The following is a 21,057-nucleotide window of genomic DNA, read 5'->3' as shown; positions in this document are numbered from 1 at the left end:
GCGGAGCCTCCAGGTGTGGTGGGTTACTTCTTGCGGTGCGCACGCAGGCCGCGCAGCCCCAGCAGGCCGATGACCGTGCCGAAGGTCAGCGACGCGATGACGAGCAGCAGGTGCACGGTGAAGAACGCGGTCGGACCGGCGTCCCAGGAGCGGGGGTCCTTCCAGATGTTGCGCAGGAAGGTCGGCCAGATCACCCAGGACCACACCCCGAAGGCCAGCAGGAACGTCGACATGCCTCGGGAGAGCTTCACCGGAGCAGTATCGGACGTGGCGGGTGCACGTCACTCAACCGGGGTGGCTAGCCTGAGTGCGTGCGTTCCTCCCGACGGCCCGCAGTCGCTCTGGTCCTGGCTGCCTGCACGCTGATGGCCACGGCGTTCGCCGCGCCGGTCGCCGGTGCGCAGCAGCCCGCCCCCTGCGAGAACAAGGTGTCGCCGCCTCCCCCGGTCGACACGTCCGAACAGGTGCCGCCCGGCACCCAGGCACCGCGCCCGCTGGAGGTGCCGGAGAACCCGGTCGGCGGCGAGCGGCTGGGCGAGTGCGGCCTGGTGCTGCCGCCCAACGCCCAGAAGCTGCCGGACAACATCACCGCCCGCAGCTGGCTGCTGGCGGACATGGACAGCGGTGCCGTGCTGGCCGCCTACGACCCGCACGGCCGCCAGCGGCCCGCGTCGGTCATCAAGGTGCTGCTGGCCACCGTCGTGGCCAAGGAGCTGCCGCTGGACGCCAAGGTGGCGGCCACGGCCGAGGACGTGGCGCAGGAGTGCACCTGCGTGGGGCTGCGCGTCGGCGGGGAGTACACCGTCGAGCAGCTGCTGCAGGCGCTGGTGATGGCTTCGGGCAACGACGTGGCGCACGCGCTGGCCCGCAGGCTGGGCGGTGTGCCCAGCGCGGTGCGCAAGATGAACGCGCTGGCCGCCGAGCTGGGCGCGCTGGACACCCGCGCGATCACCCCGTCCGGTCTGGACGCGCCGGGCACCAGCACCTCGGCCTACGACGTGGCGCTGATCTTCCGCGCGGCGATGAAGTACCCGGACTTCGCCAAGGCGGTGGCCACGCAGCGGATCAACTTCCCGCACCCCAGCGGCCGGGGGACGACCCTGGTCGTCAACGACAACCCGCTGCTGACCGCCTACCAGGGCGCGCTGGGCGGCCGGGGCGGTTTCACCGACGACGCCCAGTACACCTACGTGGGCGCGGCGCAGCGGGACGGCAGGCGGCTGGTGGTGGTGCTGCTGCGCGGCCAGCAGCAGCCGCTGACGATCGCCAACCAGGCCGCCAGGCTGCTGGACTACGGGTTCGGGCTGGGCCCCAGCGCGTCGAACAACCCGGTGGGCAAGCTGGTCGACGGGGCGCAGCAGGTGCGCAAGAAGACCACCGAGCCGACGCCGACCGACGCGGCGGTGGGCGAGGTGGCGAAGTCCCAGGACGACACCCGCGCCTCGGCGATGACCACGGCGTTCGGCAACGTGGGCGGGCCGATCACGGCCGCCGCGGGGCTCGGCCTGCTGCTGGGCCTGGTGATGTACCTGCGCAACCGCCGGGCCAAGGCGGCCCGCGCCCGCCGTGCCGCCGCCGCCGCGAGCCAGCAGAACACCTAGAACCCACCTGAGCCGTCGATCCGGGGGCCTGGCCGCTCACGCGCCCAGGCCCCCGACCGCGTCCGCAAGTACTACCCGACCCGCTCCCAGGGGCCGGTGACCACTACCCGAGCGCGCGGCCGGTCAGCGGGAACGGCGGCGGAACAGCGCGCCGAGCAGCAGACCGGTGCCGACCAGGCCCAGCGCGGTGCGCGGGTTCGGACCGGAGCGGACCTCCACCACCGGGCTGATGATCGCCGGGGGCGGCGGCCTCGGCGGGTCGCGCAGCGCGTTCTCCCTGGCCGTGGCGGTCCACGCGGTGATGAACAGCAGGAACTGCGCCACCAGGTTGGCGAAGAACAGCACGCCGATGACCGGCCCGAACGCCGCGCCCGCCGGTGAGGTCGTCACGGTCGACAGGTACAGCGACCCGGCCTGCTTGAGCACCTCGAACCCGACCGAGGCCGCCGCCGCGCCCTTGACCGCGCTGCGCCACGACACGGGCTTGCGCGGCAGCTTGGCCAGCACCCACAGGAACACCAGCCAGTTGGCCACCAGGCCGACCAGGATGCTGCTGGCCTTGAGCAGCACCTGCGCCCACCACGCGCCCGCCAGGCCGACGAACTCCAGCACCTCGTGCGCGAACCAGCCGCCCGCCGCGGTGATGCCGAACGAGACCACCAGCGCGACGCCCAGCCCCAGCAGCGCCAGCAGGTCCTTCAGCGTGGTCTTCAGCAGCGGCAGGTCCGCCTTGGCGTGCCCCCACTGGGCGGTCAGCGCGTCGCGGAGGTTGGTGATCCACCCCATCCCGGAGTACACGGCGGCGAGCAGGCCGAACACGCCGACCGTGCCCTTGGAGTCGATGGCCTGCTTGACCACGTCGTTGATGGTGTCGCCGAGCGGGCCGGGCACCGCCTCGGCGATGCCCGCCTGCAGCTCGGCCAGCAGTCCCGGCTGCGAGGTCAGCACGATGCCCGCGATGGCGAAGCCGATCATCAGCAGCGGCACCAGCGACAGCACGCTGAAGTAGGTCACGGCCGCTGCGTAGTGCGCGCCGTACTGCTCGGTGTACCGCGAGCCCGCCCTGATCAGGTGATCGAACCACCTGTGCTCGGCCCTCAGTCGGGCGAGCTTCGATTCCGCCACGTGCAGAAGTTAGTGCGGGAGGTGATCACTCGCCACTCGACAGGAAGCCGACGCGCTCGTAGACGCGCCGCAGCGTCACCGACGCCACCTGCCTGGCCCGCTCCGCGCCCTTGGCGAGCACCTTGTCCAGCTCGGCCGGGTCGTCCAGGTACTCCCGCACGCGCGCCTGGATCGGCGTGACGAACTCGGTGAACACCTCGCCGAGGTCCTTCTTCAGGTCGCCGTAGCCCTTGCCCTCGTACGAGGCCACCAGCTCGTCGACGCTGCGGCCGCTGAGCGCGGAGTAGATCACCAGCAGGTTGCTGACGCCCGCCTTGTTCTCCGGGTCGTAGACGATCTCGCGGCCGGTGTCGGTGACCGCGGAGCGGATCTTCTTGGCCGACCGCTTCGGGTCCTCCAGCAGCTCCACCACGCCCGCGGGCACCGACTTGCTCATCTTCGACGTCGGGTCCTGCAGGTCGTAGATCTTGGCGGTGTCCTTGACGATGTGCGGCTCGGGCAGCCGGAAGGTCTTGCCGAAGCGGGTGTTGAACCGCTGCGCCAGGTCGCGGGTCAGCTCCAGGTGCTGGCGCTGGTCCTCGCCGACGGGCACGTGGTGCGCCTGGTAGAGCAGGATGTCGGCGGCCTGCAGGATCGGGTAGGTGAACAGGCCGACGCCGACCTGGGTCTCCTGCCGCGCCGACTTGTCCTTGAACTGGGTCATCCGGCTGGCTTCGCCGAAGCCGGTGATGCACTGGAGCACCCAGCTCAGCTGGGCGTGCTCGGGCACGTGGCTCTGCACGAACAGCGTCGCCCGGTCCGGGTCGATGCCCAGGGCGAGCAGCTGGGCGGCGGACAGCCGGGTGTTCTGCCGCAGCACCTTGGGGTCCTGCTCGACGGTGATCGCGTGCAGGTCGACCACGGAGTAGAACGCGTCGTGCGTGTCCTGCAGCGGAACCCACTGCCGCAGCGCGCCGAGGTAGTTGCCCAGGTGGAACGAGCTCGCCGTCGGCTGGATGCCGGACAGCACGCGCGGTCGGCTGGCGGGCGGCGCTGCGGGAGTCGCTGCCGGGGACGCTGCTGGGTTCTCGGTCTCTGCGGCCACGCCGGGATTCTCCCAGGCGGTCAGACCTGGCTGGCGGCGGGCTGGGTCTCCGGCTGCGGCTCGGACGTCCGGACCTCCGCCGCGCGCAGCACCGCGCGGCGCCTGCGGACCAGGCCCGCGACCATGCCCACCGCGCCGAAGGTCACCGCGGCCAGACCGACCGGCGCGTTGAGCGGGCCGAGGCCCGCCGCGACCGTGCCGTCCGCCGCGACCGCGACGCCCGGCGCCGCCAGCGCCGACGTCGTTCCCACGACCAGACCCAGTGCTGCCCCAGGACCGCGCACCGCCCAGCCTCCTCACCAACATCGCGTCACCGCTTGGGGTGAACCTTGTTGACGGACGGCCGCGAACCTATCGAAGCTGATGGGCTGTCGTGTTCATTTCAGGTAAACCGCGACCGGGCGCAGAGACTAGCCGTGCCCGATCATCCCGCGTCCTCCGGGGCCACCTCTCTCCGCCGAACTGCGGCTCAGCGCCGGTCGCACGAGCGCGCCCGGCATCTCTATAGCACCGCTAGACATGCCACCGAAGCGGGTATAGCATGGCTATAGAAGCCAACGAGGAGGACCACCATGACGACCGACACCGCGACCCGGCTGTCCGAGGATCAGATCGCCGAGCTGCTCACGCAGCTGGCGACGCAGGTCGCCTACCCGCAGCGCTCCCCCGTGCTCCGCACGCCGGAGGACGTCGGGCTCGACTACGAGGAGGTCACCTTCCCCTCGGCCGACGGGATTCCGCTGGAAGCCTGGTACATCCCGTGCGAGGGCTCGGACAAGCTGGTCATCGCCAACCACCCGCTCAACTTCAACCGCTACGGCTACCCGTCGCACCTGGAGCGCTGGCAGGCGTTCGGCGCGGCGGGCGGCAACACCTTCGAGGTGGACTACATGGCGGACTACCGCATCCTGCACGACGCCGGCTACCACGTCCTGACCTACGACTTCCGCAACCAGGGGCAGTCCGGGCAGGCCAACGGCGGCCTCGGCGGGCAGGGGTTCATGGCGCGCGACGTCGTCGGCTCCCTGCTGTTCGCGCGGTCCGACCCGCGCACCAGGGGGCTGACCATCGGCCTGTTCAGCCGCTGCCAGGGCGCGAACGCCTCGATGTACGCAATGCACCGCCAGCCCGAGCAGTTCGACGACGTCCGGTGCATGGTCGCCCCGCAGCCGCTGTCGGTGCACGCGACCCTCGCCCGCGCGCTGGAGGCGATGGGCATCCCGGACCGGCTGGCCCAGCTGGAGCGCGAGATCCAGCTCGTGAGCGGCCTGACCCGCGAGGTGACCACGCCGATCCCGGCCGCCGCCTCGGTGCGCGTGCCGACCTTCCTGTACCAGGTGCGCGACGACCTGATGACCACGCCCGACGACGTGCAGACGATCTTCGACGCCATCCCGATCGCGGAGAAGCGGCTGATGTGGATCGAGGGCACCACCGCCCGCTGGGACGGCTACCTGGAGTTCCAGCGCAACCCGGAGCCCATGCTCGCCTGGTTCGCCGAGCACATGGGCTGACGGTGCCGCCACGGGTCGCGCCCCCGGACTCGCCCACGCGGCCGCCGGGGGCGCCGCCCTTACACTGGCCCGCGAGATGACCGCCCCCGACAGCACCCCCCTGGACCAGCTGCCACCGCGGCAGCGCATCCTGCGCGCGGCCGCGATGCTGTTCGAGCGGTCCGCCACCACCGACGTCTCGACCAGGGAGGTCCAGCGCCTGGCCGGGGTCACCGCGCCGACGCTCTACCACCACTTCAAGGACAAGACCGGGCTCGTCGAGGCGGTCATCGAGGACGCCTTCGCCCGCTACCTCGCCGAGAAGCGCGAGTCGGTGGCGGGTCTGAGCCCGCTGAGCACGCTGCGGGTCGGCTGGGACCTGCACGTCGGGTTCGGTCTCGACCAGCCCGTCCTGTACCGCCTCATGTACGCCCCCGCCGAGCCTCGGCGCGAGGTGCCCGCCGCCCGGATGGCGCGCGAGGAGCTGCGGTCGAGCCTGCTCGCCCTGCGGGACGCGGGGCTGCTCGTCGTCCCGGTGGACGAGGCGGTCGCCCTGCTGGAAGCCGCCGCGACCGGCGCCACCCTCCACCTCATCCGGCACGGCGGCGGCCCCGACGCGCCGCACGCGCGGCAGCTCAGGGACGCGGTGATCGCGCGGCTCACGGGCACCACCCGCGAGGACGGGCAGCTCGGGCACGGGCCCGCCGCCCGCCAGCTGCTCGGCGCCCTGCCCGACACCGGCGTGCCGGGGCTGAGCGACCAGGAGCTCGCGCTGCTGCGCGACTGGCTCTCGCGCATCACCACCGCCGCGCCGGACACGCCGAACTGAGCGTCCAAGCACCCCGAACCGAGCGTTCACGCACCCCGGTAGTAGTTACCGGCCCTGGGGCGACCCTCGGGTAGTACTTGCAGGCGCCGTGGTGCTAGCGCTGGGGGTCCACCCGGCCGTAGGTGGTGGTGCGCTGGCGGGCGGGCCTGCCCGCGAGCGCGGCGGTGGCGGCCAGCTGCGCGACGGTCCGCGCCGAGCCGTGCTCGGACCCGGCCATCCGGCTGATGGTCTCCTCCATCAGCGTCCCGCCCAGGTCGTTCGCGCCGCCCCGGAGCACCTCCGCGGTGCCCTCGTCGCCCAGCTTCACCCACGAGCACTGGATGTTGTCCACCCGGCCGTGCAGGGCGAGCCGGGCGAAGGCGTGCACCGCGCGGTTGTCCCGCCGGGTCGGCCCCGGCCGCGCCACGCCCGCCAGGTAGATCGGCGCGTTGCGGTGCACGAACGGCAGGCCCACGAACTCGGTCAGGCCGCCGGTGCGGTCCTGCAGCTTCGCCAGGGTCCGGAAGTGCCCCAGCCAGTGGCCGGGGTGGTCGACGTGCCCGTACATCATCGTCGACGACGAGCGGATGCCCACCTCGTGCGCGGTGGCCACGACCTCCAGCCAGGTGGCGGCGGGCAGCTTGCCCTTGGTCAGCACCCAGCGCACGTCGTCGTCCAGGATCTCCGCCGCGGTGCCGGGGATGGTGTCCAGCCCGGCCGCGCGCAGCTCGGTCAGCCACTCGCGCACGCTCACGCCCGCCTTGGCCGCCGCGCTGACCACCTCCATCGGGCTGAACGCGTGGACGTGCATCCCCGGCACCCGCCGCTTGATCGCCCGCACCACGTCGGCGTAGTAGGTGACCGGCAGCTTCGGGTCGATGCCGCCCTGCATGCAGACTTCGGTGGCGCCCGCGTCCCACGCCTCCTGGGCGCGGTCGGCCACCTCCTCCACGGACAGCCGGAACGCGTCGGCGTCGCGCTCCCGCTGGGCGAACGCGCAGAACCGGCAGCCGACGTAGCAGACGTTGGAGAAGTTGATGTTGCGGTTGACCACGTAGGTCACGTCGTCGCCGACCACCTCGGCGCGCAGCTCGTCGGCCAGCCGGGTCATCGCCTCCAGCGCGGCGCCGTCCGCGGTCAGCAGCGCCATCGCCGCGTCGGTGTCCTCCAGCAGCCCGGCCGGGTCGTCCGCGGCCAGCTTGAGCGCGCGGGCGGCGTCCCCCGGCAGCCGCTCCACCGCCTTGGGCACGCTCAGCGCGCTCCAGTCGCCGTAGACGCTGTCGAAGTCGCCGCGGCGGTCCCCGGTGCGGCCCTCGGTGTCGATCGCGGTGTGCAGGTCGGCGCGGCCGTAGGTGTCCAGGCCGCCGTCGGGCTCCTGCCACTCGCGGCCGACCACCTCGGCGTCCGGGTCGGCCAGGCCGTCCTCGCGGGCCAGCGCGGACACGTGCGCGGTCAGCCGGGCGTCGATCCACTGGCCCGCCGCGGCGCGGACGTAGCGCGGGTAGACCGCCAGCCGCTCGCGCAGCTCGAAGCCCGCCTCGGCGGTCACCTCGGCCAGCCGGTCGACCTGCGGCCACGGCCGCTCCGGGTTGACGTGGTCGGGGGTCACCGGGGACACCCCGCCCCAGTCGTCGATCCCGGCGCGCAGCATCAGCCCGAACTCCTCGCCGACCAGGTTCGGCGGGGCCTGCACGCTCACCGACGACGGCATCACCAGCCGCGCCACGGCGATCGTGGCGGCCAGCTCGCGCAGGTCGGCGTCGGGCATCCCGCGCATCGCGGTGTCCGGCTTGGCCCGGAAGTTCTGGATGATCACCTCCTGCACGTGCCCGTACTGGCGGGCGACCGCGCGCATGGCCAGCAGCGAGTCGGCGCGCTCGGCCAGGGTCTCGCCGATGCCGATCAGCACGCCCGTGGTGAACGGGACGTTCACCCGGCCCGCGTCGGTGAGCACCCGCAGCCGGACCGCGGGCTCCTTGTCCGGGCTGCCGTAGTGCGGGCCGCCCTTCTCGCTCCACAGCCGCTCCGCCGTGGTCTCCAGCATCATCCCCATGCTGGCCGCCACCGGCCGCAGCCGCTGCAGCTCCTCCCAGCTCAGCACGCCGGGGTTGAGGTGCGGCAGCAGGCCGGTCTCCTCCAGCACCGCGATCGCGCAGGCCCGGACGTAGTCCAGGGTGGAGGAGTAGCCGCGCGCCTCCAGCCACTCCCGCGCCGCGGGCCAGCGCTCCTCCGGCCGGTCGCCGAGGGTGAACAGCGCCTCCTTGCACCCCTGCGCGGCGGCCCGGCGGGCGATGTCGAGCACCTCGTCGCGCTCCAGGAACGCGGCGGGCAGCTTGTGCGGGACGGTCGCGAACGTGCAGTAGTGGCAGCGGTCCCGGCACAGCCTGGTCAGCGGGATGAACGCGTTGCGGCTGTAGGTGACCACCCCCGGCCGCCCCTCGGCGAGCAGGTGCGCGTCGCGCACCCGGCCCGCGGCGGCCAGCAGCGCGTCCAGGTCCTCCCCGCGCGCGTGCAGCAGCACCGCCGCCTCGGTCGCGTCCAGGACGGCCCCGTCCGCGGCGCGGCGCAACGCGCGCCGCATCGCCGACGGGGACGGTGCGGGCTCCGGCGGGGTGATCGAGATGTCCACGGCCACGTCAACGACCCTAGAGCGAGGAAATTCCACCCGCCCCCAACCGTGACGTTCCCCCCACCCCGCGAGTCGAACCCCCGGACACCCCGACCTGCGCGTTCGCGCACCCCGAACCCGGCGTTCAGGCACTCTGAACTGCGCGTTCGCGCACCCCGAACCCCGCGCTCAAGCACCCCGGCCCCGCGCCCGCGTCACTCGGACGTGGACGACCGGAGCGGATCAGGTGGAGTCACCGACCGCGGACCCGAACAGGTCGAGGCGGCGCCCCGCCTGCGAATGGCGCCGGACACCGGGTCAGCTCCTGGCCTCGCAGTCCGAACACCGCCTCTTGGCCACCAACGCCGGATTGCCACCCCCGTTCGCGGGGACGGGAATCCCGTTGCCGACCCGCTCCCACGCCCTCGGGTCGCCGGAAATCTCTCCCCAGTACCTCGGAATGTCCGATTCGGTGTTGTGCGGACAATCAGGCAGGTGGGCGACCGAAGCCGGGCTGATCAGGACCAGGTCGTAGGTGCGAGCACGTCGGGGCGGAGCGGCCCGGGTGTGCTCGCACTGACCGATCAGCAGGTCGCACCTGGTGCAGCGGCTCTCCACGCCACGACCATGTCAGCCACCGGCAGATCAGTCAAACATGATGGCTACAGACGTATTTCGCGGCACGCCGCCGTCCCGCCGAGCGCTATCGGGGAGGACACGCCTCAGCCCGATCAGCGCATTGACTGATTCGAACCGATATCGACCCCGACAGATCTCCTGCCGAGCACGACTCGACAAGAGAAGCGGAATTCACCGGGATGGGCCGTCCCATCAGTCACCCGTCTGATCGAGCAGTCCGCGAACGACTTGCCCGCGCTGAACCGGCTCAGCAGTCCACGGCGTTCAACACACCCCAGAGGTAGGCACGAGGGTCAGGCCGCGTACAGCTGTTCCCCGGTCTCCATCACCCGCTGCCGGAAGTACGGGTTGCGGATGCTCGAACCGCTCACGAGGTCGACCGGTCGGCCCAGGATTCGCTCCAACCCCTCCTTCAGGGCAAAGAAGCGGTCGAAGTCCGGTGGGACGTCGAACTCCACGAGAACGTCCACATCGCTGGACGCGATGTCGAAGGAGTCATCCACCGCGGACCCGAACAGGTCGAGGCGGCGAACCCCCAGCGAACGGCACAGCTCTCCGATTCCGGGCAGCTCGGCCGCGATGAGCTCGTGCACCTCAGGCGTAGGTGATCGTCACCGGGGCGTGGTCCGACCAGCGCTCGGCGTACGTGGCCGCCCGCTCCACCACCGCCGAGGTGGCCCGCGCCGCCAGCCCCTCGGTCGCCACCTGGTAGTCGATCCGCCAGCCGGAGTCGTTGTCGAACGCCTTCCCCCGGTAGGACCACCAGGTGTACGGCCCGACCGCGTCCGGGTGCAGCGACCGCACCACGTCCACGTACCGCGCCTCGCCGAACACCCGGTCCAGCCAGGCCCGCTCCGACGGCAGGAACCCGGACGACTTCTGGTTGGTCTTCCACGCCTTCAGGTCGACCTCGCGGTGGGCGATGTTCCAGTCGCCGCACACCAGCACCTCGCGCCCGCCCGCCGCGGCCTTGTCGCGCAGCTCCACCAGGTACGGCAGGAACGCCGCCATGAAGCGGTCCTTCTCGTCCTGCCGGGGCGTGCCCACGTCGCCGCTGGGCAGGTACAGGCTGGCCACCACCAGGTTCGGCAGCTCCACCTCCACGTAGCGCCCGGAGTGCTCGAACTCCGGTGCGCCGAAGCCGACGCGCACCGCGGTGGGCGCCGCCCTGGTCAGCACGGCGACGCCGTTGCGGCCCTTGACCTCGCTGTGGGCGTGCGCGACGTGCCAGCCCTCGGGGGAGCGCACCTCGTCGGGCAGCTGGCCCGGCTCGGCACGCACCTCCTGCAGGCACACCACGTCCGCCGGGGTGGCGGCGAGCCACTCCAGGTAGCCCTTCTTGGCGGCGGCGCGCAGGCCGTTGACGTTGACGGTGGAGACGGTCAGCACCCGCCGAGCCTATCCGGCGACCACCCAGCCGTGCGGGTAGTGCGCGCCGCACCCGGAGCAGCGCGCGACCAGGCCCAGCATGTGCACCATCGGGCTGGAGCCCTCGGGCGAGGGCACGCCCACCACCTCGTGCCCGTCCAGCGAGGCCCGCAGGCCCGGCCACTCGGGCTCGCACGCGCACGTCGTCACGGCCCCGCGGCCGGACCGCCACCTGAAGAACATGCGCCCATCACACCACCGCGGGCACCTTGCGGGTGTAGCGGACCCGGCAGGGCGAGTCGGGCCACTTGGTGTGCGGACCCGGCACCGGGCGCGGGTCGGGGTCGAGCAGCTCGAAGTCGTAGTCGCGCAGCAGCGTGGCCAGGACGACCTTCATCTCCAGGTAGGCGAAGTGCACGCCGAGGCAGCGGTGCAGGCCGCCGCCGAAGCCGATCAGCGCCTGCCGCTCCAGCTTGCCCTCGCGGCCCTCGGCGTAGCGCGACGGCCGGAACTCGTCCGGGTGACTGTGCTCCTCGGGCAGCCGGTGGCTGACCGACGGCGCGGCGAACACCATGGTGCCCTCGGGGATGACGTGCCCGTCCAGCTCGAAGGTCTCCGCGGCCTGCCGGAGCAGCACGTGCGCCACGGGGTGCAGCCGCTCGCTCTCGTGCAGGCAGTCGTCCAGGTGCGACAGCCGCCTCACGGCGGCCATGTCGATCGGCCCCTCAGCGGTCTCGGCGCGCACCCGCGCCAGCTCGGCGGGGTTGCTGAGCAGGTCCACCATGGCCCACGAGATGTGCCCGGCTGTGGTCTCGTGCCCCGCCCAGGTGAACAGCAGGATCAGGTTGATCAGGATCAGGTCCGGCACCGGCGTGCCGTCCTCGTAGGTCGCCCCGGCCAGCGCCTGCAGGAAGTCCGGCGGGTCGACGGGGTGCTCGCGGCGGGCGCGGATCATGCCGCCCAGCACGGCGCGCAGCCGGTCGCGCGCCCGGTTGCTGCGGATCACCGACGGCAGCGGGAGACCGGCGGGCACGACCGGGTTCATGCCCGCGGAGAAGCGGCGGAACTCGGCGAAGAAGTCGCGGTCCATGCGCGTGCCGAAGTCCGGCCCCAGGAAGCAGCGGGCCGCGATCCGCATGACCAGCGGGCCGAACTCCGAGATCAGGTCGAACTCGCCGGAGTCGCCCAGCCGCCGCTGGAACTCGGCAGTCTCCTCGCGCATGGTGGTGACGTACCCGTCGAGCTGGGCGCCCTGGAACCGGGGCAGGACGAGCTTGCGCTGCCGCTGGTACTCGTCCATCTCGGCGAAGAAGAAGAACTCGGGCGAGAACATGCGCACGAAGAACGGGTACGCGGTGCGGATGGACAGCTTCTTGTCGGTCTCGGCGAAGAAGAACCGGTTGTGCTCGTTGCCCAGCAGCACCACGGCCCGGCGGCCGGGCATGCGCAGCGAGAACAGCTTGCCGACCTCGCGGTGGCCGCGCCGGATCAGCTCGACCGGTTCGCGGATGAACTCGACCAGGTGCCCCGCTAACGGCAGGGCACCGGAGACTGGCGGAGGAAATCGGTCCATCCCCCCACGGTGGCAGCGCGGCCGCGACCGGTGCACCGCCAGTCGCGTCATCCGGGGGACTACCCGCAGGCGCTGTCCTCGGTCGGCGTGACGAACTCGTCGGCCACCCACTTGCCCTCGGCCAGCCGCCGGAACCCGTTGTGCACCGCCGCGCCCGCGGGCACGACGGTGCCGCGGCGCAGGGTGGACACGATGGGCTGGGTGCGGGCGGGGCCCGAGCGCACGTCGAGGGTGTCGGTGATCACGACCACCCGGCAGCCCTCGGGCGCGGGCCGGGTGCCCAGCCGCTCGCCGCCGTTGGCCACGTACATCGCGCCCGCCGTCGCCAGCACGCCCAGCACGATGACGCCCCGAGTCGGGATGCCCCACATCGCCCGCACCTCCCGCAGACCGCCCTGGGGTGCAGGTATAGCGCCGCGACCGGCGCGACGGCGGTCGAGCAGCGGTTTTCCACCCGACCGGGACACCACGAAGGGCGGCGGGTGGTCACCGAACGCGAGAGGGGACCGCCCGGAGGCGGTCCCCTTCACGTCGGGCACGTCGGCGCGGCGTCAGCCCGCCATCCGCTTCTGCAGGTTCTCGTCCAGCGTGCCGAGGAAGTCCTCGGTGGTCAGCCACTCCTGCTCGGGGCCGACCAGCAGCGCCAGGTCCTTGGTCATCTTGCCGCTCTCGACGGTCTCGACGACGACCTTCTCCAGGGTCTCGGCGAAGCCGGTGACCTCGGGGGTGCTGTCCAGCTTGCCGCGGTGCTTGAGGCCGCCGGTCCAGGCGTAGATCGAGGCGATCGGGTTGGTGGAGGTCGGCTTGCCCGCCTGGTGCTGGCGGTAGTGCCGGGTCACCGTGCCGTGCGCGGCCTCGGCCTCGACGGTGCTGCCGTCCGGGGTCATCAGCACCGAGGTCATCAGGCCCAGCGAGCCGAAGCCCTGCGCCACGGTGTCGGACTGCACGTCGCCGTCGTAGTTCTTGCAGGCCCAGACGTAGCCGCCCTCCCACTTCAGCGCCGCGGCGACCATGTCGTCGATCAGGCGGTGCTCGTAGGTCAGGCCCTTGGCGTCGAACTCGGCCTTGAACTCCTCCTCGAACACCTTCTGGAAGATGTCCTTGAAGGCGCCGTCGTACGCCTTGAGGATGGTGTTCTTGGTCGACATGTAGACCGGGTAGTTGCGCTGCAGGCCGTAGGAGAACGAGGCCCGCGCGAAGTCCTCGATCGACTTGTTGAAGTTGTACATGCCCATGGCCACGCCGCCGTCGGGGCCGTAGTTGGCCACGACGTGCTCGATCGGCTCGGAGCCGTCCTCGGGCGTGAAGGTCACCGTCAGCTTGCCCGCGCCGGGCACCTTGAAGTTGGTGGCCTTGTACTGGTCGCCGTGGGCGTGGCGGCCGATGATGATCGGCTTGGTCCAGCCCGGCACCAGCCGCGGGATGTTGGAGATGATGATCGGCTCGCGGAACACCACGCCGCCGAGGATGTTGCGGATCGTGCCGTTGGGCGAGACCCACATCTTCTTCAGGCCGAACTCCTCGACGCGCGCCTCGTCGGGGGTGATGGTGGCGCACTTCACACCCACGCCGTGCTGCTTGATGGCGTGCGCGGCGTCGATGGTGACCTGGTCGTCGGTGGCGTCCCGGTGCTGGATGCCCAGGTCGTAGTACTCGAGGTTGACGTCCAGGTACGGGTGGATCAGCTTGTCCTTGATGAACTGCCAGATGATCCGGGTCATCTCGTCGCCGTCGAGCTCGACGACCGTCCCCTGAACCTTGATCTTGCCCATACTCAGGGCGCTCCTCTCGCGACAGTGCAAGCAAGACAAGCGTACTGCTATGTCCGGCTGCGTGTGCTCACCGCACGGAAAAAAGGGAACGGGGTCACAATGCCCTAGCCTCCGGGTGCGATCTCGGAGGGGGGCACCTTGTCGACCGGACCCACGCACGCCATGAGCGGTCTGCTGGCCTGGGCGGCGGTGACCGCGCTCGCCGACAACCATCCCATCGGTCAGCTCACCCCGCAGAGCTGGGCGGTCGGGGCGGTGCTGGCGACCGGCGCGGCGCTGCTGCCCGACCTGGACCACCCGTCCTCGACCATCGCCCGCGCGTTCGGGCCGGTCAGCCAGGGCGTGTCCGGCGCGGTGAGCACCATCAGCTCGGCGGTCTACCGCGCCACGCGCACCCGCCGCGACTCCAAGCGGGAGGGCGGGCACCGCGCGCTGACCCACACCCTGGTGTTCGCGCTCAGCGCCGCCCTGGGCACGACCGCGGTGGTGCAGCAGTCCCAGAAGTGGGCGCTGCCCGCGCTGGTGTTCGTGTTCGCGGGCCTGGCCGTGCGCGGGATCATGAACGACTGGTGCCCCAAGCGGGACGCGCTGCTCATCACGGTGGTGTCCGCGGCGGTCACCGCCGTGTGCCTGGCCTGGATCGACCAGACCCCGGCCAGCGCGGCGGCCTGCGGGGTGGCGGTGGGCATCGGCTGCGTGGCCCACTACCTCGGCGACGCCATCACCGAGCAGGGCTGCCCGATCCTGTGGCCGATCCCGCTGGCGGGCAAGACCTGGTACCCGATCGCGCCGCCGAAGATCATGCGGATGCAGACCGGCGGCAAGGTGGAGATGACCGTGGTCGGGCCGCTGATCACCATCCTGTCGGTGTGGCTGTCGGCCGCCGCGCTGCAGAACGCGGGCACGCTGCCGTTCCTCGGCGGTTTCGACCTGCTGCCGCTGTAGATTCGCGGTGCCGCCACCCGACGACTACCTCGATATCACCCGATCGGACTAGTCTCCACGCACCGCCGCCGCACGCCGACCCGCGTTGAGGAGGACCCGTGGCCCACCGCACGCCCGCCCTGGCCGTCCGGGCGACCGCATGACCACCTGGCTGGGCCTGGACGCGGGGCACGAGGACCCCGCCACCGCGGACGCGGTCGCCCTGGCGCTGCACGAGTCGCTGCTCTACGACGCCACCGTGGTGTGCGTGCACGTGGTCGACCAGCACCACGCGCTGTCGTTCCGGCTGGACGCGGCCCCGTCGGAGAACACCCTGTCCACGTTGATCGAGCGCGGCTACGGCGTCGCCGTGCACAACGGCGACCTGCGGCGGCTGGCGGGGCCGGAGGAGCTGCACCGGGGCGCGCTGCGGGCCGCCCTGGCCCACCGCGACCGCCGCGAGGGGCGGGCGCTGCGGTTCCCCGGCCAGCGCGTGCTGCGCGGCCGGTACGGGGTGTCGGACATCCTCGCCTTCAGCGAGATCGACGAAGTCCTGCCGCACGGCGTCAAGAGCGTCGACGCGCGCGGCGACCTCCAGCCGTCCTTCCGCGACGGACGGCTGGTGCTGACCTGCGCTCAGCCGGGGTGAGCGCCCACGGTGTCCTTGATCTGCGAACCCAGCCCGCCCTCCGCGCCCTGCCGGGCGCAGTGCGCGCAGCAGAAGAACCGGCCCTCGACCTCCACCCCGTGCCCCAGGATGCGGCAGTCGCAGTGCTCGCACCGGGGCGCCAAGCGCTGGATCGCGCACTCGAAGCTGTCGAAGGTGTGCACGTCGCCGCTGACCGTGCGCACCTCGAAGGCCATCCAGTAGTCGTTGCCGCAGACGTCGCATGTCGCCATGGGCGCAGCCTGCGCCGGGGCGGTGGGGCGGGCAACTCGACCTAGCCCGATCCGGTCGCGCCCGAGCACGTCGCCGGAGCGGACCAGGCCGGATTCGAACCGGCGTCCTCCCGCCACCACGAGGGTTTGGGGCGCGTCAACCGCTGCGCTACAGGTCCCGAGCCGGGCCGGATTCGAACCGACGTCCTCCCCCCGAGGCGGGGGGCGCGACAACCACTGCGCTACCAGGCTCCCGCCACAACAGTAACCACGACCCCACCTGTCGAGACAGGTCCGCAGGGGGACGAATAAGGTCAGCCGCGTGCGCGGGGTCGACTTCTACGAGCTCCTCGGGGTGGGCCGCAACGCGTCCACGGCGGAGATCAAATCCGCATACCGGTCGCTGGCCAAGGTCATGCACCCCGACGCCGGGGGGTCATCCGGCACCTTCCGCATCCTGCAGGAGGCATATGACACGCTGCGGGATCCGGTCCGGCGCCGCGAGTACGACCGCGGCTGGTCCTCCCCCCGCCCCGCGTCCCGGCCGAGCACGCCGACCCGCCCACCGCGCTCCGCGCGCACCGGCCGGGTGCGCGACCTCGGCGACGATCCCGACTTCGTACCTCCGAAGCCCACCGTCGACCTGGACGGCGTCAGCTGGTGGCACCTGGTCGACCGGGCGCAGCGGGTCCGCTACGCCCCGTCCGGCGGCCCCGGCCACGCACCCGCGCTGGCCGCCGTGCTCGCCTGGTTCCTGCTCCTGCTGCCCGTCGTCGCGGTCGACTTCTCACCGCTGGCGCTCGGCGTCTGGCTGGCCGTCGTGGCCGCCGCCGCGGCGGCGGCGTTCAAGGTCGTCAAGCGGTACCTGACCGCCGTGCGCGCGGACCGGGCGTTCGCCGCCGAGTACGACCAGCAGGTCGTGCGCGGCACGGTCGACGACCGGGTGTGCGAGCGGCTGACCGCCGACCTGCTCAGCCGCTACCTGACCCGGCTGCCCGGCGCGCGGATCTTCCACGGCCTGGCCTGGCCGGGCTCGGTGTTCGCCGACGTCGACCACGCCGTGCTGTGCGGGCGGCGGCTGGTGCTGATCGAGTCCAAGTCCTGGCTGCCCGGCCACTACGCGGCCGACGACGACGGCACCCTGTGGCGCAACGGCCACCCGTTCCGCGGCGGCGGGATGCGGCTGCCGCGCAGCCTCGCGGTGTACCGCAAACTGCTGCCGTGGCTGGAGATCCGCACCGCCCTGCTGATCTACCCCAGCCGGGCGGGCGAGGTCACCACCGAGGACGACGCCGACGCCGTGGTGCCGCCGATGACGCCCGCCCAGTTCGTCGAGGAGATCGGCGACTGGCTGGCCGAGGACCCGGCCACGGTCGACCGGGAGGCGCTGCGCCTCATCCTCCGCCAGGTCGTGCCCGTCGTGCGGCCCTGATCGGACCGCGTCGGGCACGACAGGTCACCCCGCCGCCATGAACGTGAAGGGCCGATCCGCGAGGTTCCCGACGTTGTCGTGAGTCAGCACCGTGCAGGACGAGGTGGACGGGTGAGCCACGCTCGACACGTCCAGGCCGTTCCACAGAGTCGCGAAGGTGCAGGTGCTGGCCACCACGGCCGGGACTTTCGCGTAGGCGACCGAGAAGGTGATCAGATACTGCCCGTTACTTCGCTTCTCCACCTGGAAGCCGGAACCGGAGTAGATCGAGCCGTCCGGGTTGACAATACCGCAGATAATGTTCGTCACGTTCGGCATATCCACTCCCGCAGCCGGTCGGTCCCGCAAGGCGACGAGGCCGAGCATGCCCAGCGAAATGACTCGCCGCAATAGTTCGACAACGACGCCCGCCCATCGAGCGCCGAGCCTCACTCAATGAGGTGAGCAGGGCCGTCCGCCCATCGAGTACCGCGACTCGCCCCCACGGCTCCGGGAGCGCTGATCACCGAGCAGGTCCTCGTTCGAGTGGTGTTTGCGGACGACATCAAGCCACGACCATCACCCGCCAGCACTATGCTCTCACCCCCTCGAGCGTCCCCGGCTTTAAACGGCGGCGGTACCCTCGGTCACATGGCAAATACCGAACTCTATTTCAAGGCACTGTCGGGCACCCTCCGATCAAATCCCCGAGAACCCACCGAGAAGTGGATTTTCCGAAACGACACCTGCATGAGCGTTGTGCTGTACTGGATCACCCCCGGAGGCGCGCACGCCGGCCTGAACCCGGACACGAACAACTTCGAAGAGGGCTATCCCGGAATCGCGCTGCCGGGCAACGGCGGAATCGAAATATATTCGGAACTCGGCAACTACTTCATCGCCATGTCGCCGTCCGGCGGGCTGGCCGGGGTGTTCGCCAGGGACAGCGACCACCAGGGTGGAGCCACCATGACCTGTGCCGACTTCCTCGACCCCGGTGACGTCGGCCCGATCCCGGTGCCGGACAGCGCCCGGCCGATCCCACCCGACTCCCCCAGGGTCGTCGTCGGCTGCGGCATGGCGCAGGGCCTGCCGAACGTGATCGTGCGCGAGCAGTTCTGGCGGCTGGCCCCGGATTCCTACTCGATCGGCCCCGACGAGACGCGCACGGTCAGCTACACCCAGACCTCCGGCATGGAGTCCACGACATCGGAGCAGCAGTCCCTGGCGCAGTCGCTGAACGTCTCGGCCACCGCCGGGTGGGGCCCGGTGTCGGCGAGCGTGTCCGCCTCGTTGAGCAGCAACACGTCCACGTTCCAGCAGGTGACGTTGTCCAGCCAGCAGACGACGTTCGTGTCCCGCACCCTCGAACCGGCCAGCGAGGCGAGGACGACGCTGTACTGGCAGCTCACCGAGGTGATCACCGTGTTCGCCAAGGACTCCAACGACTCGTTGGTGCCGCAGGCGTCCTCGATCACCGGGTTGCAGCCGATCCTGGCGTACGCCTACCACCCCGACCAGCTCGCGGAGCCGCGGCGGAGGTCCCGGATGACCGCGGAGGAGCGGGAGCGGGCGCCCAGCGTCGACTCGCCGGGGGGACACACGCGGACCGAACTGCTGCAGGGGTAGATCCCGTGCCTCCCCTCTACCTCCTGCACCAGAACATGCGCGTCTACGGCGGTTCCCAGTCGGAGCGGAACAACGCCTTCACCGGCACTGGGCCCCTACCGGACCCACGCCCGGCGACCTGGCGTGGCACTCCTCCTCCGGCGAACGGTTTCGCCCCGATGATCGGGGGGCTACCGGGCACCGTGTGCGTGGCGGGCCTGACGGAGATCACGAACAGCGCGACCGCCGCGGGCGCGGTGCTGCCCATCTTCACCACCATCTTCGGCGCGGCACCCACCACTCGCTCCGTCATCAAGTCGTACAGCAGCGCGCTGCTCGGCAAGGAGTACGTCGCGATCGCGGTGAACGGCGCGACCGTGCTGGCCGTCGGCCGGATCACCGCCGGATACCACTCCACTCAGATCTGCGAGGAGACGGCGGTCGCCGTGCCACCGCCCCCGCTGCTCCGGCCGCCGTGGCAGGAGAACCTGCCCGAGACTTCCATCGCCGACTACCGGGGAATCGTCTACGTCAAGGTGCGGATTCCCGTCGCGGGCGCCGTCGGCCCGACCATAGCCGTGGGTTTCGTCCACAACACGTACACGCTGAACACCAACGACGTCTTCATGCAGACCCTCCCGGCAGCCGTGGCGGCGATGGCGGCGAATGGCGTCGCGGTGAGCCACGTCTACCTCGGAGGTGATTTCAACGTCAAACCCCGCCGCCGGTCCACGGGCGACCGGCAGCACGAGATCTGGCCCTATTCCGCGCGCGTCGCGGGACCCGCGTTCTTCCACGGCACCGTCCCCTCCGGCACGACGTTCCGGGGAAGCCTGTACGACTACTGGTTCGCCGACATCGACCCGAACCTGCGGACACCGCTGGTCGACAACGGTGTCCCCGCCCCGGTTCCGACGGCGTACGCCAACACGATGGACTACGACGGCTCCTCTGGCGTTCACGACGGGTGGATGTCCGACCACGCCGCCATCGCGCTGCGCATCACCTGACGCCGCCCGAATCCGCCGGTCGCGTGATCGACGCCCCTGACTGGAGGACCCACGCCCGCCACCGCTCAGAGCAAGGAAGCGGAGATCCACCAGAGCGCGCCGCAGACCAACGCCCTGGGCACCAGCACACCGAGCCACCAGCGCCGGGTACCAGGTGTTGTGGATGTCCCGTCCGGCCTGCTGGACCAACCCCCACTCCGACGCCTCGGCGTGCTGCTCCACCCCGCGCCCCATGCCGTCCTCCGGCGACGGCGTGCGCCGAGCCATGGTGTCCCCGCCTGTTCGTGCTGTCGACACCAACGTTCCCACAACACCTGACGATCACGAGCGGGCATCGCGCGGAACCGCCGACAGGGCGTCTCGATCCGCAAGAGGCGTCATGTCAGGACCTGACCAGGCGAACCGCCGGTCAACGACAAGTTCACCCGATCCCGCCGTTGTTCAAAAACCGCCATGTTCATCCCGGTTGAACATGGCTAGATGCTGAACGACGCCATACGACAGCGCAGCCGCTCCGGAGTGAGCCCGGCAAGCTGCCTCCGACTGCTGCGGCCAAGCCCTGCGCCACACGTCATCATGTGCCCATGAAGCGCACCGTGTGCCTCGCCCAGGATCCCCGAGCCGACGAACTGCTGGCCACGGACATGTTCGCCCTGCTCCTGGGCATGATGCTTGATCAACAAATTCCCATGGAGAAGGCGTTCAAGGGGCCGAGGGACATCGCCGACCGCATGGGCGGCCTGGACGTGCACCGCATCGCCGAGGCCGACGCGGAGGAGTTCGCCGCGGTCGTCGCCCGGAAGCCGGCGGTCCACCGCTTCCCCGGTTCGATGGCCAAGCGCCTCCAGGAGTTGGCGCGCTACCTGGTCGAGCACTACGACGGCCGTCCCGAGGGCATCTGGGCCGACGGGGACGGCGAGGAGGTGCTCAAGCGGCTGAAGGCGCTGCCGGGTTTCGGGGAGCAGAAGGCGCGGATCTTCCTCGCCCTGCTGGGCAAGCAGTTCGGCGTTCAGCCGGACGGGTGGCGTGAAGCGGCGGGGCACTACGGCGAGGAGGGGGCGACGCGCAGCGTCGCGGACGTGGTGGACTCGGCCAGTTTGGACGCCGTGCGGGCCTTCAAGAAGGCGGCCAAGGCTGTCGGTGCGCCGGGCTAG

22 protein-coding genes and 2 tRNA genes are annotated in these 21,057 nt (G+C 71.3%); 9 read left to right on the top strand and 15 right to left on the bottom strand.

Going from position 1 to position 21,057, the window contains the following annotated elements; translation table 11 throughout:
• Positions 1 to 23: 23 nt before the first annotated feature.
• Positions 24 to 251 (bottom strand): SCO4848 family membrane protein, encoded by a 228-nt coding sequence (locus IEZ00_RS17320; RefSeq protein WP_189224278.1) that lies wholly within the window; start codon positions 249 to 251, stop codon positions 24 to 26.
• 60 nt (positions 252 to 311) lie between these two features.
• Between IEZ00_RS17320 and IEZ00_RS17315 the strand changes: the two genes are divergently transcribed.
• On the top strand, positions 312 to 1,601 hold the full coding sequence (locus IEZ00_RS17315; RefSeq protein ID WP_189224277.1) for a D-alanyl-D-alanine carboxypeptidase family protein: 1,290 nt from the start codon (positions 312 to 314) through the stop codon (positions 1,599 to 1,601).
• A 123-nt stretch (positions 1,602 to 1,724) separates the two neighbouring features.
• Here IEZ00_RS17315 and yhjD read toward each other — a convergent pair whose 3' ends face one another.
• The 3 genes from yhjD to IEZ00_RS17300 all read right to left on the bottom strand — a co-directional run bounded on the left by yhjD (position 1,725) and on the right by IEZ00_RS17300 (position 4,094).
• The gene (gene yhjD / locus IEZ00_RS17310) at positions 1,725 to 2,726 is read right to left on the bottom strand and encodes an inner membrane protein YhjD (protein ID WP_189224276.1); all 1,002 of its coding nucleotides are present in this window, start codon (positions 2,724 to 2,726) and stop codon (positions 1,725 to 1,727) included.
• Between the two features lie 25 nt (positions 2,727 to 2,751).
• Positions 2,752 to 3,735, bottom strand: a complete 984-nt coding sequence (trpS, locus tag IEZ00_RS17305) for a tryptophan--tRNA ligase (RefSeq protein WP_189224275.1) — start codon at positions 3,733 to 3,735, stop codon at positions 2,752 to 2,754.
• A gap of 95 nt (positions 3,736 to 3,830) precedes the next feature.
• Complete coding sequence (locus IEZ00_RS17300) at positions 3,831 to 4,094, bottom strand: hypothetical protein (protein WP_189224274.1); 264 nt, start codon at positions 4,092 to 4,094, stop codon at positions 3,831 to 3,833.
• 288 nt (positions 4,095 to 4,382) lie between these two features.
• On the opposite strand from IEZ00_RS17300, the gene IEZ00_RS17295 reads away from it, so the two are divergent.
• Together IEZ00_RS17295 and IEZ00_RS17290 are read left to right on the top strand one after the other, a co-directional pair.
• Positions 4,383 to 5,324, top strand: a complete 942-nt coding sequence (locus tag IEZ00_RS17295) for an alpha/beta hydrolase family protein (RefSeq protein ID WP_189224273.1) — start codon at positions 4,383 to 4,385, stop codon at positions 5,322 to 5,324.
• Positions 5,325 to 5,400: 76 nt separating this feature from the next.
• On the top strand, positions 5,401 to 6,132 hold the full coding sequence (locus IEZ00_RS17290) for a TetR/AcrR family transcriptional regulator (protein WP_189224272.1): 732 nt from the start codon (positions 5,401 to 5,403) through the stop codon (positions 6,130 to 6,132).
• 94 nt (positions 6,133 to 6,226) lie between these two features.
• Here IEZ00_RS17290 and IEZ00_RS17285 read toward each other — a convergent pair whose 3' ends face one another.
• The 7 genes from IEZ00_RS17285 to IEZ00_RS17255 all read right to left on the bottom strand — a co-directional run bounded on the left by IEZ00_RS17285 (position 6,227) and on the right by IEZ00_RS17255 (position 14,071).
• Entirely contained in the window at positions 6,227 to 8,746 is a 2,520-nt protein-coding gene (locus IEZ00_RS17285; RefSeq protein WP_189224271.1) for a bifunctional FO biosynthesis protein CofGH, read from the bottom strand.
• A 905-nt stretch (positions 8,747 to 9,651) separates the two neighbouring features.
• Positions 9,652 to 9,951 (bottom strand): nucleotidyltransferase family protein, encoded by a 300-nt coding sequence (locus IEZ00_RS17280; RefSeq protein ID WP_189224270.1) that lies wholly within the window; start codon positions 9,949 to 9,951, stop codon positions 9,652 to 9,654.
• Between the two features lies 1 nt (position 9,952).
• Positions 9,953 to 10,747 (bottom strand): exodeoxyribonuclease III, encoded by a 795-nt coding sequence (locus IEZ00_RS17275; RefSeq protein ID WP_189224269.1) that lies wholly within the window; start codon positions 10,745 to 10,747, stop codon positions 9,953 to 9,955.
• Positions 10,748 to 10,756: 9 nt separating this feature from the next.
• Entirely contained in the window at positions 10,757 to 10,969 is a 213-nt protein-coding gene (locus IEZ00_RS17270; RefSeq protein ID WP_189224268.1) for a hypothetical protein, read from the bottom strand.
• Positions 10,970 to 10,976: 7 nt separating this feature from the next.
• Complete coding sequence (locus tag IEZ00_RS17265) at positions 10,977 to 12,299, bottom strand: cytochrome P450 (RefSeq protein ID WP_189224267.1); 1,323 nt, start codon at positions 12,297 to 12,299, stop codon at positions 10,977 to 10,979.
• 59 nt (positions 12,300 to 12,358) lie between these two features.
• On the bottom strand, positions 12,359 to 12,670 hold the full coding sequence (locus IEZ00_RS17260) for an SH3 domain-containing protein (RefSeq protein ID WP_189224266.1): 312 nt from the start codon (positions 12,668 to 12,670) through the stop codon (positions 12,359 to 12,361).
• A 180-nt stretch (positions 12,671 to 12,850) separates the two neighbouring features.
• Entirely contained in the window at positions 12,851 to 14,071 is a 1,221-nt protein-coding gene (locus IEZ00_RS17255) for an NADP-dependent isocitrate dehydrogenase (RefSeq protein ID WP_189224265.1), read from the bottom strand.
• Positions 14,072 to 14,209: 138 nt separating this feature from the next.
• Between IEZ00_RS17255 and IEZ00_RS17250 the strand changes: the two genes are divergently transcribed.
• The gene (locus IEZ00_RS17250; protein ID WP_189224264.1) at positions 14,210 to 15,016 is read left to right on the top strand and encodes a metal-dependent hydrolase; all 807 of its coding nucleotides are present in this window, start codon (positions 14,210 to 14,212) and stop codon (positions 15,014 to 15,016) included.
• Positions 15,017 to 15,155: 139 nt separating this feature from the next.
• Positions 15,156 to 15,644 carry a hypothetical protein gene (locus IEZ00_RS17245; RefSeq protein ID WP_189224263.1) on the top strand — a complete coding sequence of 163 codons (489 nt, stop codon included), beginning with the start codon at positions 15,156 to 15,158 and terminating at the stop codon, positions 15,642 to 15,644.
• Here IEZ00_RS17245 and IEZ00_RS17240 read toward each other — a convergent pair.
• The 3 genes from IEZ00_RS17240 to IEZ00_RS17230 form a co-directional block, all read right to left on the bottom strand.
• A complete protein-coding gene (locus tag IEZ00_RS17240) occupies positions 15,632 to 15,895 on the bottom strand; it encodes a metallothionein (RefSeq protein ID WP_189224262.1) in 264 nt (87 codons plus the stop codon). The two genes, IEZ00_RS17245 and IEZ00_RS17240, sit on opposite strands and share 13 nt — an antisense overlap.
• A gap of 79 nt (positions 15,896 to 15,974) precedes the next feature.
• A tRNA-His gene (locus IEZ00_RS17235) sits at positions 15,975 to 16,053 on the bottom strand.
• Positions 16,054 to 16,127 (bottom strand) — tRNA-OTHER (locus IEZ00_RS17230).
• A gap of 69 nt (positions 16,128 to 16,196) precedes the next feature.
• Here IEZ00_RS17230 and IEZ00_RS17225 point away from each other — a divergent pair.
• A complete protein-coding gene (locus tag IEZ00_RS17225) occupies positions 16,197 to 17,306 on the top strand; it encodes a J domain-containing protein (protein ID WP_189224261.1) in 1,110 nt (369 codons plus the stop codon).
• A gap of 24 nt (positions 17,307 to 17,330) precedes the next feature.
• Here IEZ00_RS17225 and IEZ00_RS17220 read toward each other — a convergent pair whose 3' ends face one another.
• Positions 17,331 to 17,738 (bottom strand): hypothetical protein, encoded by a 408-nt coding sequence (locus IEZ00_RS17220; RefSeq protein WP_189224260.1) that lies wholly within the window; start codon positions 17,736 to 17,738, stop codon positions 17,331 to 17,333.
• 297 nt (positions 17,739 to 18,035) lie between these two features.
• Here IEZ00_RS17220 and IEZ00_RS17215 point away from each other — a divergent pair, with 297 nt between their 5' ends.
• The 3 genes from IEZ00_RS17215 to IEZ00_RS17205 all read left to right on the top strand — a co-directional run bounded on the left by IEZ00_RS17215 (position 18,036) and on the right by IEZ00_RS17205 (position 21,057).
• Complete coding sequence (locus tag IEZ00_RS17215; protein WP_189224259.1) at positions 18,036 to 18,914, top strand: hypothetical protein; 879 nt, start codon at positions 18,036 to 18,038, stop codon at positions 18,912 to 18,914.
• 158 nt (positions 18,915 to 19,072) lie between these two features.
• On the top strand, positions 19,073 to 19,903 hold the full coding sequence (locus tag IEZ00_RS17210) for a hypothetical protein (protein ID WP_189224258.1): 831 nt from the start codon (positions 19,073 to 19,075) through the stop codon (positions 19,901 to 19,903).
• Positions 19,904 to 20,487: 584 nt separating this feature from the next.
• Complete coding sequence (locus IEZ00_RS17205) at positions 20,488 to 21,057, top strand: HhH-GPD-type base excision DNA repair protein (protein WP_189224257.1); 570 nt, start codon at positions 20,488 to 20,490, stop codon at positions 21,055 to 21,057.

Origin of the sequence: Saccharothrix coeruleofusca (assembly GCF_014648515.1) — a bacterium.
Lineage (GTDB): Bacteria > Actinomycetota > Actinomycetes > Mycobacteriales > Pseudonocardiaceae > Actinosynnema > Actinosynnema coeruleofuscum.
The sequence above is the reverse complement of the archived record's forward strand: the minus strand, read 5'-3'. Positions and strand labels throughout refer to the sequence as shown.

Coding starts and splice junctions, on each gene's coding strand:
- IEZ00_RS17295 (WP_189224273.1), top strand. CDS start 4,383: ATGACGACCGACACCGCGACCCGGCTGTCCGAGGATCAGATCGCCGAG.
- IEZ00_RS17290 (WP_189224272.1), top strand. CDS start 5,401: ATGACCGCCCCCGACAGCACCCCCCTGGACCAGCTGCCACCGCGGCAG.
- IEZ00_RS17270 (WP_189224268.1), bottom strand. CDS start 10,969: ATGTTCTTCAGGTGGCGGTCCGGCCGCGGGGCCGTGACGACGTGCGCG.
- IEZ00_RS17265 (WP_189224267.1), bottom strand. CDS start 12,299: ATGGACCGATTTCCTCCGCCAGTCTCCGGTGCCCTGCCGTTAGCGGGG.
- IEZ00_RS17260 (WP_189224266.1), bottom strand. CDS start 12,670: ATGTGGGGCATCCCGACTCGGGGCGTCATCGTGCTGGGCGTGCTGGCG.
- IEZ00_RS17255 (WP_189224265.1), bottom strand. CDS start 14,071: ATGGGCAAGATCAAGGTTCAGGGGACGGTCGTCGAGCTCGACGGCGAC.
- IEZ00_RS17245 (WP_189224263.1), top strand. CDS start 15,156: ATGACCACCTGGCTGGGCCTGGACGCGGGGCACGAGGACCCCGCCACC.
- IEZ00_RS17240 (WP_189224262.1), bottom strand. CDS start 15,895: ATGGCGACATGCGACGTCTGCGGCAACGACTACTGGATGGCCTTCGAG.
- IEZ00_RS17215 (WP_189224259.1), top strand. CDS start 18,036: ATGAGCGTTGTGCTGTACTGGATCACCCCCGGAGGCGCGCACGCCGGC.
- IEZ00_RS17210 (WP_189224258.1), top strand. CDS start 19,073: ATGATCGGGGGGCTACCGGGCACCGTGTGCGTGGCGGGCCTGACGGAG.
- IEZ00_RS17205 (WP_189224257.1), top strand. CDS start 20,488: ATGAAGCGCACCGTGTGCCTCGCCCAGGATCCCCGAGCCGACGAACTG.